The sequence below is a fragment of the Enterococcus sp. DIV1368b genome (genome assembly GCF_050529595.1).
Taxonomy (GTDB): Bacteria; Bacillota; Bacilli; order Lactobacillales; family Enterococcaceae; genus Enterococcus_B; species Enterococcus_B mundtii.
In genome coordinates this window covers 1,649,176-1,661,139 of the sequence record NZ_CP172883.1, presented here as the reverse complement: position 1 = coordinate 1,661,139, position 11,964 = coordinate 1,649,176, and the positions used below count along the sequence as shown (strand labels likewise).

Sequence of the window (11,964 nt, the reverse complement as noted above, 5' to 3'; positions counted from 1 at the left end):
ATTGCGTAATGTTGAAGGTCAGCTTCTGGAACACCGTTTATTCGGTTTTAAGCTCAGGAACAAAAAAGATTTTATTTCTGTCCCAAATAAGTTCAATTTAAATCAAATAAGTGAAAAATGTAGGTGAGAAAAAGCATGCCCGAATTACCAGAAGTTGAAACTGTCCGAAAAGGATTAGAAAAATTAGTGAAAAACAAAAAAATCAAAAACGTTCAAGTGCTGTGGCCGAGAATCATTGAACAACCGGAGGTACCAATTTTTGAAGCAACGTTAATTGGTGAAACCATCGAATCGATCGGTCGCAGAGGGAAATTTTTGATTTTTCACTTGAGTCATTATGAAATGATTTCCCATTTACGGATGGAGGGAAAATATCAATATTTTGAAAAAGAAGAACCAATCGATAAGCACACACATGTGATTTTCTCTTTTGAAGATGGCAGCCAATTACGATACCACGATGTACGAAAATTCGGTCGGATGACGATTGTTGAAAAAGGGGCGAGCAATACCTATAAAGGGATCTTGAAATTAGGTCCAGAACCTTTACCAGATTTGTTCTTGTTGAAAGACTTTACCTTAGGACTACAAAAGTCACACAAAGCTATCAAACCTTTGTTACTTGATCAAAAGTTGGTCACAGGACTAGGAAATATCTACGTAGATGAAGCATTATGGGAAGCGAAGATCCATCCAGAGCAACCAGCTGATTCTTTACGCCCAAAAGAAATCAAATTACTCCGTCAAGCAATCATTGATGTGTTGTCACGAGCAGTTGAAGCAGGGGGGACAACGATCCGAAGTTATCTCAATGCGTTAGGTGAGTCAGGGAGTTTCCAAGTGGCTTTACATGTCTATGGACAGACAGGAGAAGCATGTGTTCGTTGTCAAACACCAATCGTGAAAACGAAAGTTGCGCAAAGGGGGACGCACTATTGTCCAACATGTCAGAAATTAAGAATACCCAAGTAGGATTTGTTTTAGGTTTGACAGGAGGAATTGCGACAGGCAAGAGTACTGCCGCTGCTATTTTCCAACAATATGGCTTTCCAGTAATTGATGCCGATCAAGTGGCAAGAGCGGTCGTTGAACCGGATACGCCAGGACTTCAAGCGTTGGTTCAAGCGTTCGGCAAGGAGATCCTCCAACAGGATGGTCGCTTAGACCGGGCAAAACTTGGACAATTGATTTTCGGCTCTGTCACCGCACGTGAGCAATTGAATCAAGTATTAGATCCATTTATCCGTGGGAAAATCACTGAAGAAATCATAGAGAAGAAAGTAAAATATCCGCTGATCGTCGTCGATATTCCATTATTATTTGAGGGACAGTATGATACACAAATGGATGCCGTCGCAGTGGTCTATATTCCAGAATCCCAGCAGATCGAACGTTTGATGGTACGCAATCAATTATCAAAAAAAGACGCAGAACAACGGGTGAAAAGTCAATTGTCGATCGAGGAAAAAAAACGACGTGCGGATATCGTGTTCGATAATCGTCAAACCAAGGAAGATTTATCCGCTGAAATCAAAAAATGGTTGTTACTTAATCGCTTTCTTTGAGTAAATCGCAACATTTTGCTATGCTATTTATATAAAGAAAGAGGGGGAGATGATACGATGGGTACATTCAAAAACCAAAAAGACAAAGTAGTAGGTTCTGCGAAAGAAAAGATTGGTGAGATTCTCCACAAAGAAGACTTACAGGAAAAGGGCCAGATCCAAGCAGAAGAAGGTAAAATCCGTGAAGATGAATACCGGGCGAGAATTGCTGAGTTAGAAGACCAACATGTCGAAAAAGAAGCCAAACGCCAAGACTTAACAACAGAACGCAAAGATCCAGAGACAAGTCCTGAAGAAAAACAAGTCCCCCAATTCGATCATCGTTCAACAGAACAAAAAATCGAAGAAGAACGAATGAAACATTATACGGGAATCGAAGATAAACTATAGAGATTACCCAATCATTTAGTAAAACAGAAAATCAAAAAGAAACAGGCTGGTGCTTAACGCCAGTCTGTTTTCGTTCGTTGAGATGAAAACACAACAAATCTTTCAGTTCAAGCGATTTTTTAACTGGGACAGTCGCATTGCTTAATTGTTTCATGTTATACTAAAGTTAGTAATAAGAAAACGTTTATTACGATCCACTTGAATTAGTTCAATAAAAAATCAGTGGGAAAAAATCTAACACAATTAAGCAGTGAAGTTGTAAAAATTATTTTGACCTGAGCAATAAGATATAAATTGAAAAAGTCCTTTTCATATTTTATAATTTTTAAGCTTAGTGTGAAAATCAGCCTTTTTAACACCAATGATTCATAGTAGGTGGAAGAGTTAACTGATGGAACAACTTCATTTGGTACATTCAAATAAGCGATTAAACTACACCAAGAGAGGTGAAAATTACGATGAGATGTCCTAGATGTCAACATAACAACTCAAGAGTGATCGATAGTCGTCAAGCTGACGATGGTCGAGCGATAAGAAGACGCCGGGAGTGCGAAAAATGTTCCTTCCGTTTTACGACCTTTGAACGAATTGAAGCGGCACCTTTATTAGTTATCAAGAAAAATGGTGAACGGGAAGAATTCAATCGTGACAAGATTTTACGTGGATTGATCCGTTCTGCCGAAAAACGTCCAGTAGCGATGGAACAAATGGAACAGATCGTCAATCATGTTGAAAATCGTGTAAGAAGTCTTGGCGAAAATGAGGTTTCAACTAATCTGATCGGCGAATACGTCATGGAAGATTTAGTGAACTTAGATGAAATCGCCTATATTCGTTTTGCGAGTGTTTATCGTCAATTCAAAGATATGTCTGTCTTTTTGAAAGAATTACAAGACATTGTTGATAAAGCCAAAGATTCGGGTAATAGTGAAAATGATGCGTAATTAATAAAGGAGGGAGCATTCCTTGGAAAATGCGTGGAAAGAATTACAACCGAAAAATATTTACCAAGGAAGAAAGAGCAGTCCTTTAAAAGAAGAAGGAAAGTCAGCCTTGTTATCCCTTTACCAACCATTGATCGGGGGAGAAGCGTTGAGTCTTTACTTGACGTTGTACTCGGAGATCTCGTTAGAAACTGGCGTAGGTCCTGAAGGATTACACGCCGATTTATTGAGTAGTCTAAGTTGTGGATTACCACAATTTTATGAGGCGCGAAAAAAACTAGAAGGAATCGGTCTTTTAGAAGTCTATTTCAAAAAAGATGAAAATTTGGGCAATTGTTTTCTTTATGAGTTGTTAGAACCGATGGACGTTCCTGCGTTTTTCAATGATACGTTACTTTCTTTTTTACTTCTAGAAAAAGTTGGTGAACGTCGATTCAACCAATTGACAGAGTTATTTAAGCCAAAAAATCTTTCGCATGAAGGCTATCAAAAAATTACTAAGAAGTTTTTGGAAGTCTATCGGTTCAATGAAACAGTCTATGCAGCAAACCAAGAACAAGTGGAATCGATCCAGCAAAAATTCACACCTGTTGAACCCAAATCATTGATAGCAGATTCAGACTCGTTTGACTGGACGTTTCTGACCGATTGGTTGAAGAAACAACACATCAATCAGTTGACAGAACCAGTCCTTCAACAAGTGAAAACATACCAACAACTCTATGGCTTTGATGAACTGACTTTAGGAGAGTTGATTCTACAGTCGTTTGATTTTACGACAGAAGAAGTATCTTTAAAAGAACTTCAACGGATCGTCTTGCTACGGCAGCAACAGCAGAATGCGTTGCGACAATCAAGTAACACTCTGGATACCGATCAGCCTGCTGAAACAGGTGTCCCTGTCAATCAGGCGTTGCCTAGTGCTGCACAACAATTGATCCAAGTCGCACGACAAACCCCACCGATGCGTTATCTCGAAGCGATAAAAAAAGAAAAAGGCGGGTATGTTTCCAAACAGGAAAATTGGTTGTTGCAAGATTTGGTCACCCAATCCGGTCTGTCTAGCAGTGTCATCAACATTTTGATCAACTATGTGTTAGTCATAAAAAACCATGCGAGCTTGAATGCGAGCTTCGTGAATACGATCGCCAATGAGTGGGCGCAAAAAAAAATCAGTACGCCAGAAGATGCGATTGAGCATCTCCATACATTGAGTACGAAAGCAAAGCAACCAAAAGCGACAAAACAAAACAACACGTCAAATTATCGACGAAACGTAAGGCGAGAAAAATTGCCTGATTGGGTCAATCAACCAAAAGACGAAACGCAAATCAGTACAGAGAAAAAAGCCGAGATCGATCGTCGCTTCAAAGAGTATCTGGCTAAAAAGGAAGGTGAGAGCTAATGGAAGATGTAGGAAAAGAACTGAAGAAAATCATCAGTAAACGCAACTACCAAGAAAAGTATTCCGAGATGATTGCTGAAGTTTTGAATGATGCGGATGTTCAAGCCTTTCTATCAGCCCATCAAGACCGATTGACGCAAGCGGATATCGAAAAAAGCTATGCCAAACTCTATGAGTATGTCCAAGAAAAAAGAAAATATCAAACGAACGATCCAACGATGATCGCTCCCGGATATGAACCAAAATTGACATTGAATTTCCACTATGTCGATGTCACCTATGTGCCGACAGAAGCACTCTTAGCTCGTCAAAAACAAGAAGAGATCAAGAGTCGTGTGAAAGCAATGGATATGCCCAAAGACATCCAATCTGCTTCCTTTGAAAATTTCGAACGAACAGATGGACGTGGCTATGCAAGCTTAGAAGCATTAGACTTCGTTGAACAATATTCAGCTGATCCTAAAAACTTCCACAAAGGGTTGTACTTGGTCGGAAGTTTTGGTATCGGGAAAACCTATCTTTTAGGTGCAACAGCGAAAGAACTGGCAATCAAAGGATTCACCACAACGTTGGTTCATTTCCCAACATTTGCTGTTGAAATGAAGCAAGCCATCGGCAAAGATCAAGTGGCTGAGAAGTTAGATGCGGTGAAGAAATCGCCGATCTTGATGATCGATGATATTGGAGCGGATGCGATGAGTAGTTGGATCCGTGACGAAGTATTTGGTGTCATCCTACAGTATCGGATGCAAGAACAATTGCCAACATTCTTTTCTTCAAACTTCACGATGAACGAATTAGAACAACATTTGACGGTGACACAACGAGGCGATGAGGAACCGTTGAAAGCCAAACGGATCATGGAACGAATCCGCTATTTGACAAAAGAAATCGAAATGACAGGCCGAAATCGTCGAAATGGCTAATGCCAGCAATTGATTTTTACAGAAACAGGTTGGAGTATCTACTCAACTGTCACTGTTTTTCACCTTTTCAATAAAAATTCATAAAATGAACAAAGTTAAGATGAAACGAATCCATGGACTTGAAGAAATAACCGGATGGAATCATCAAAGCAGTAACGCAAGAAATTACACGGAGGATGTATGATGAAAGCTATTTTAACTGGTCTAGTTGCTGCCGGTCTCGTGTTTGCATTGGCAGGCTGCGGCAACGAAGAAGGAAGTACAGGTTCAATCGATTCGATCAATGCAGAATCGACAGTGGAAAAAGATAGTTCTACCGAACAAAAACAAAGTGTGTTTACAGGTACGATCGAAAGCTTCGGCGAAGCGGAAGGTGATGTGTACCAAATCACCGTCAAAGATGTAGAAGAAATAGAAGATCCAGCAAATATCGGTACGTCCTTCAGCAATGATGGAGTGATCTTGAATGCTTCAGTGGATCAAATCACTGGTGGTGTCGATTCCTTAAAAGAAGGAAAAAAGATCGAATTTAAATTGGTAGAAATGGCGGTCATGACGATGTCGATCCCTCCACAAGTTCCTGGAAATTCGATCATTGAGATCACTGTCCAATAAAAAAGAATCAATTGAAATCTTTTGATTACTTGTTAAAAAAAGACTGGGATATTTTCCCAGTTCTTTTTTCTAGTGAACATAAACTAATGTTATGATAGGGACAAGAACAATAGTTATCCCAAAAGCGTAAATAAGTAGGATAACTTTAATAAGTAAGTGTTTGTCCAAAGTCATGACAAATTGGATGCTATCCAAACATTCAGTAGTTAAGGAGTGGAAAAATGAATCACACAGAGTTATCGAAACGTCTTGAAACTGTCGGACGTTTTGTACCAGAAGCTGCTCGTTTAGCAGATATCGGTTCAGATCATGCGTACTTACCCGTCGCATTGATGCTCAAAGGAAAAATCGACTTTGCTGTAGCCGGAGAAGTCGTTAAAGGACCTTTTGAATCGGCAAAACGACAGGTGATGAAAAATGGACTGTCTGAGCGAATTGAGGTACGCTTGGCCAATGGATTAGATGCCATCGAAAAGCATGATCAAATCAGCGCGATCACGATTGCTGGCATGGGAGGCTCTTTGATTCGTGACATCTTAGAAGCTGGTCGGCAAAACCAGCGCTTATCGGGAGAAGAACGTTTGATTCTACAGCCCAATATTGGCGAAAAAACGTTACGAACGTGGCTGAAAGAAAATAACTATCAGATCATTGCAGAAGAAATCATCGAAGAAAACAAAAAGATCTATGAGATCATCGTAGCTGAAAAGAAAGAACAGCCCATTGACTATTCTGAAAAAGAGCTGATGTTCGGGCCATTCTTACTCGAAGATAAAAACGCTACTTTTTCGGCAAAATGGCAACGGGAGCTCAAACAACGTGAAGTGATCTTAGAGCAATTAAAAAATGCGAGTGAACAAAACAGATATGAGACAATCCAACAAGAGGTGGAATGGATCAAGGAGGTTTTATGACATGTCCATTAAAGCACAAGATTTCATCAAAAAATTTGAAAGCTATTGCCCGCAATGGTTAGCGGAAGAAGGCGATCCAGTTGGGTTGCATATCGGCACTTTGGACAAACCGATCCAACGTGTGATGATGACTTTAGATGTCCGACCAGAAGTGGTGGCAGAAGCCATTGAGAAAAAGATCGATCTTTTGATTGCAAAACATCCCCCGATTTTTAGACCAGTCAAACGCTTGATCACTGATTCTCCACAAGAAAAAATGTACGCTGATTTGTTGAAACATGATATTGCAGTCTATGCAGCCCACACAAACATGGATATCATTGAAGATGGGTTGAACGATTGGTTTTGTGAGCAATTAGGAATTGAGGTCACAGGTCATCTTGTTCAAACGCATGAACGTGGCTACAAAAAATTGATCAGTTATCTTCCAGTGGAGGATGCTCCGCGTTTAAGAGCTGCCTTGGCAAAAGCGGGTGCCGGAGAACAAGGAGAGTATGATAGTACAAGTTTTACCTCGATTGGCCAAGGTCGATTCCGTCCAAAAGCTGGAGCGAATCCAACAATTGGTGAAGTCGGCCGTGGGGAACAAGTTCAAGAAGCCAAAGTCGAAGTGATCTTCCCAGAAAATATAGAAGAGAAAGTCTTACAAGCGATGTTTGCAGCACATCCTTACGAAGAACCGGCATTTGATTTGTTCTCGATCGATGCACCAGTTAAAACCTGGGGATTAGGTCGCATTGGGGAACTAGGAAAAGAAAAGAGCTTGGATGATTTCGCAGCCCATGTAAAAGAAGTTTTTCAATTGGAAGGTTTACGTGTGGTTCGCCCAACGACAAGCCCACAAAAAATGATCAAACGAGTTGCTATTTGTGGTGGGAGTGGTGAGAAGTTTTATCCCGCAGCCTTGGCTCAAGGAGCGGATGTCTATATTACTGGCGATATTTATTTCCATACAGCGCAAGATATGCAAAGTGCGGGATTAGCTGCAATTGATCCTGGCCATTATATCGAATCATTGTGTAAGGAAAAATTTGTAGAGAAATTTGAAAAGTGGAAAAACGAAGAGAATTGGACGGTTGACTTTTTTGTTTCAGAAACATCGACCAATCCATTTGAATTTAAATAAAAAGGAGAGTCATTTATGTACGAGAACTTATTACCCCGATTTTTAAGATATGTCAAAACGGAAACACAATCCGATCCAACAAGTCGTACTACGCCATCTACGCAAACGCAAGTAGAGTTTGCGCAAGTTTTGAAAAAAGAATTAGAAGATCTAGGCTTGTCTGATGTAACATATAATACAGAAAACGGTTTTGTGATTGCTACACTACCTAGTAATATCGATCATGACGTACGTTCGATTGGTTTTATTGCTCACATGGATACAGCTGATTTCAATGCAGTAGGCGTAAATCCTCAGATCATTGAAAATTATGATGGAGAATCAACGATTGTTTTAGATAAAGAAGGGCGCTTTACCTTGAATGTCAAAGATTTCCCTAATTTAAAAAATTATGATGGCCATACATTGATCACAACTGATGGTACGACATTATTAGGCGCAGATGACAAAGCGGGTATTGCAGAAATCATGACAGCTATGGAGATTTTGTTGAAAAATCCTTCAATTCCTCATGGGGAGATCAAAGTCGCTTTTGGTCCAGATGAAGAAATCGGAGTTGGTGCGGACAAATTTGACGTAGAACAGTTCAACGTGGATTTTGCTTACACGATCGATGGTGGACCTTTAGGAGAGCTACAATACGAAACGTTTAGTGCAGCGCAAGCAAACATCACGATCCAAGGGAAAAATGTCCATCCTGGTACAGCGAAGAATACAATGATCAATGCTTTACAAGTAGCGATCGACTTCCACAATGAATTACCAGCTGATGAAGTTCCTGAAAAAACAGATGGTTATGAAGGATTCTTCCATTTGATGGCTTTGAATGGTAGTCCAGAAGAGGCGAAAATGAGCTATATTATCCGTGACCATAAACGTGAGTCATTTGAAGCAAGAAAAGTAATGATCACAAGCATTCAAGAAAAAATGAATCAACGGTTTGACCAAGAGCGTATTCAAGTAGAAATGTATGATCAATACTACAATATGCGTGAAATCATCGAAAAGGATATGAGTATCGTTGATCTAGCTGAAAAAGCAATGATCGAACTAGACATCAAGCCAGTGATCGAACCGGTACGTGGTGGGACAGATGGCTCAAAAATCTCTTATCTGGGGATACCAACACCAAATCTATTTGCAGGTGGCGAAAACATGCACGGACGTTTTGAATTTGTGTCCCTACAAGTCATGGAAAAAGCGACAGATGTCATTGTTAAAATCGCAGAGTTGAATACGCAGGTGTAATTGATCCGATTCATTGATAAAAAAGATTAAATTTCAACCAATAATCTCACATTATTGGTTGATTGCTACACTGCATTGACATATGATTGATTCGAGGCTATTTTAGTCAGTGCTCGAATCACTGTTCATGGGGGAGGGTGAGCGTTTATTTCGCATCCACTCCCTTTGTTTTTTGCAGGAAAGTAGGAGGAATATGGTTTATGAAGAAGTTACTGGTATTTTATAACAAAAGTTCAGGAAAGGATGAAGGGGAACAATTAGCAGAATGGTTCAAAGAGTATGTCGCAAAACATCGACCAGAACTAGAGGTTTATCTAACGGAAACTGGACCGTCGATCAAAGATGAAACATTGAGAGAAAAAGCAAAAGAACATGAGGTAGATACACTAGTCATCATTGGTGGTGATGGCACGATCCACCATATCATCCAAGCATTCCAAGATGAATTAGACCATTATCGTGTTGGCTTATTACCTGGTGGAACAATCAATAACTTAGCGAAAGTGTTAGGCATTCCTTTTGAGAAAGAAGAAGCCGCAGCGATGATGTTAGAGGAATCGATCCGCAAAATCGATTATGGGAAAGTGAATGATAAAGTAGTCATTTCTACTTTGACTATTGGCATATTAGCCGACACAGCGGTCTGGATCAGCCAAAAAGAGAAGCAAAAATACGGTTCATGGATCTTTATCAAACGTTTCGTGAAATTATTGCTAAAAAAGAAAAAATATCATTTAGATATCAAAACGGAAGAAGAGCATTGGAAGGGAAAAGCACAGTTGTTGACGATCACGATGTCCAACTCAGTAGGCGGTTTTACTGGTTTCGATGATTCCGCTGCGCCAGATGATGGCAAGTTCCACATCACCATCGTTCCTTCATTAGATTTTTTCCGGTTTGCATTTTATCTCCCACGTATGATCAAAGGTAAGATCTATTCTGTTCCTGGCATCAAATATCTGACAGCTAGTCAAGTCAATATCCAGGCACGAGAAAAGAAAGTGACAACTCGGACGGATGGTGACACTACAGATGACTTACCGATCGAATTAAAAGTCATCCCAGAAGGTATAACGATCTACGTACCAAAAGAAGAGCAATAATTGGAGGAAGTTGATGGAAGTATTGATGCATAATCCCTTATGGTTTTACTTATTCATTGTGAATGTTTATCTATTTGGCTTGATGGGTTATGATAAACGTCAGGCAAAAAAAGGCGCTTGGCGTGTACCAGAAAGTAATTTGTTGTTTGTTAGCTTGTTAGGCGGTGGTTTGGGCGGTTTGTTCGCACAACGCATATTCCGTCACAAAACTAAAAAAAAGAAGTTCACGATCGTTTTCATGTTAGGAATCATGATTGATCTCGTCTTGATCTATTTTTTCCATTAAGGAGTCGTACATGTCTACTAAAGGAACAAAAATCAAAATCATCATTAATTTATTATTATTGACTATTATTCTCGCTATTATTTATTATTTGATCAACCAATCCTTTGCGGATATTTTCAAAGAGTTGCTTTCGACAAGTATCCAAGTGCTTCTGGCGATGTTTTTTTTCGGGACACTTTATCAAATCGTAGAAGGGCGCTCAATCAAAGAGATCGCCAAGCCGTTTTCCAAATCTTTCAGTACAAGTGATGGGTTCTGGACGTCTTGTTATATTGCCTTTTATCGGATCGTCTCATTTGGAACGGGTACACTGATCTCAGAAATTTATTTTTACAATAAAAAAGGGATGAAGTTTTCTCAAGGAGCAGGAGTCACTGCCTTGCATATGATTATGTATAAATTAGCGGTGATCACTTATGCAGTCATTGGCTTGATCGTTCAATTTTCTTTGTTCTACGAAAAGGCACCCAATATGATTTGGTTTATCATTGCTGGGATCATTTTGACGGCTTTGATCATTTTATTTCTTGTGACCGTCTCCGTCAGTTTGAATCTTCAAGTTTTTTTCGTCAAAGTGTCCAATCGTTTATTCAAAACTGAACGTTTACGTCACTGGGTCGATACGTGCAACAGCCAGATCTATTCACTGAGAGAAACGGTACAAACGATCATCCAAGACCGCACCGCATTGATCAGGATCTATTGTTGGAACCTGCTAAAACTACTCTGTTGGTATGTGATGCCTTATCTGTTTTTAGTAGAAAACCATCCACATCTTGATTTTCTTTTGACATTTTCATTTATTAGCTTTGCAGTGGTTTTATCAGGAGTTTTACCAACTCCCGCAGGCATTGGCTCGTTTGAATTTGTCTATCTATTGCTCTTTCGACCTGTAGTTGGAACGGTGGATGCTGTTTCTTCCTTATTACTTTACCGATTTGGCTCGTTCATCTTGCCATTCATTTATGGTTTTTTCTATGTGATTGCAGAAAGACGGAATATCTTACGTCAAGAGATCCATGAAGTAAAGGCAGAAAAAAAGCGTACAAAGGGGAAAATTTAAATAATTTGAACAACTTTCAAGTAAAATTTAAATGGAGAATCAGTCTGAGCTGAAAATGCTTAGATTGATTCTTTTTTGTTTGTTAAAAAATATCTGTTCAACAATTGCTTTCAGGCAGAATAGGCTAGACGTTGCTATCTCTCAAACAAAACAGTCCCTCGAAATGTATGGAAGAAACAATCAACACCGGTAGGGTAAAATTAAAATCCCACGATTAGTTGCTGAAAGTCTATACTTAATGGTATATACTATATATAAAATCAATCGAAAACTTAGCTTTCGACAAGAAAGATTTTCTTGATTTTACTCATCCTACAAGCAGGATAAAAAACGATAGAAGTTGCTCTTTCATTTTGGACCGTTCAACTTTTAGACGTTT

General features: G+C 39.4%; 13 protein-coding genes. All 13 read left to right on the top strand.

The genetic code is table 11. The features are described from left to right. The first annotated feature begins 135 nt into the window (after positions 1-135). Positions 136-972 (top strand): DNA-formamidopyrimidine glycosylase, encoded by an 837-nt coding sequence (gene mutM / locus IGJ19_RS07730; RefSeq protein WP_071867668.1) that lies wholly within the window; start codon positions 136-138, stop codon positions 970-972. Continuing rightward, positions 945-1,565, top strand: a complete 621-nt coding sequence (gene coaE, locus IGJ19_RS07725; protein ID WP_071867669.1) for a dephospho-CoA kinase — start codon at positions 945-947, stop codon at positions 1,563-1,565. Before mutM ends, coaE begins: the two co-directional genes overlap by 28 nt. Before the next feature lie 57 nt (positions 1,566-1,622). Continuing rightward, on the top strand, positions 1,623-1,955 hold the full coding sequence (locus IGJ19_RS07720) for a CsbD family protein (RefSeq protein WP_430603588.1): 333 nt from the start codon (positions 1,623-1,625) through the stop codon (positions 1,953-1,955). Positions 1,956-2,413: 458 nt separating this feature from the next. Continuing rightward, the gene (nrdR, locus tag IGJ19_RS07715; RefSeq protein WP_071867671.1) at positions 2,414-2,899 is read left to right on the top strand and encodes a transcriptional regulator NrdR; all 486 of its coding nucleotides are present in this window, start codon (positions 2,414-2,416) and stop codon (positions 2,897-2,899) included. A 22-nt stretch (positions 2,900-2,921) separates the two neighbouring features. Continuing rightward, complete coding sequence (locus tag IGJ19_RS07710) at positions 2,922-4,304, top strand: replication initiation and membrane attachment family protein (protein ID WP_071867672.1); 1,383 nt, start codon at positions 2,922-2,924, stop codon at positions 4,302-4,304. Continuing rightward, positions 4,304-5,230, top strand: a complete 927-nt coding sequence (gene dnaI, locus IGJ19_RS07705; RefSeq protein WP_071867673.1) for a primosomal protein DnaI — start codon at positions 4,304-4,306, stop codon at positions 5,228-5,230. Before IGJ19_RS07710 ends, dnaI begins: the two co-directional genes overlap by 1 nt. Positions 5,231-5,413: 183 nt before the next feature. Next, positions 5,414-5,845 (top strand): hypothetical protein, encoded by a 432-nt coding sequence (locus IGJ19_RS07700; RefSeq protein WP_430603586.1) that lies wholly within the window; start codon positions 5,414-5,416, stop codon positions 5,843-5,845. 221 nt (positions 5,846-6,066) lie between these two features. Then, the gene (locus IGJ19_RS07695) at positions 6,067-6,759 is read left to right on the top strand and encodes a tRNA (adenine(22)-N(1))-methyltransferase (RefSeq protein WP_071867675.1); all 693 of its coding nucleotides are present in this window, start codon (positions 6,067-6,069) and stop codon (positions 6,757-6,759) included. A 1-nt stretch (position 6,760) separates the two neighbouring features. Further along, a complete protein-coding gene (locus tag IGJ19_RS07690; protein WP_430603583.1) occupies positions 6,761-7,885 on the top strand; it encodes a Nif3-like dinuclear metal center hexameric protein in 1,125 nt (374 codons plus the stop codon). A gap of 15 nt (positions 7,886-7,900) precedes the next feature. Next, positions 7,901-9,133, top strand: coding sequence for a peptidase T (gene pepT / locus IGJ19_RS07685; RefSeq protein WP_430603581.1), 1,233 nt, complete (start codon positions 7,901-7,903; stop codon positions 9,131-9,133). 200 nt (positions 9,134-9,333) lie between these two features. Continuing rightward, complete coding sequence (locus IGJ19_RS07680) at positions 9,334-10,236, top strand: diacylglycerol/lipid kinase family protein (RefSeq protein ID WP_115357704.1); 903 nt, start codon at positions 9,334-9,336, stop codon at positions 10,234-10,236. 13 nt (positions 10,237-10,249) lie between these two features. Further along, the gene (locus IGJ19_RS07675; protein ID WP_010735321.1) at positions 10,250-10,522 is read left to right on the top strand and encodes a DUF1294 domain-containing protein; all 273 of its coding nucleotides are present in this window, start codon (positions 10,250-10,252) and stop codon (positions 10,520-10,522) included. 10 nt (positions 10,523-10,532) lie between these two features. Beyond that, positions 10,533-11,585: a lysylphosphatidylglycerol synthase transmembrane domain-containing protein gene (locus IGJ19_RS07670; RefSeq protein WP_430603579.1), complete on the top strand. Its 1,053-nt coding sequence runs from the start codon at positions 10,533-10,535 to the stop codon at positions 11,583-11,585. Positions 11,586-11,964 lie beyond the last annotated feature (379 nt).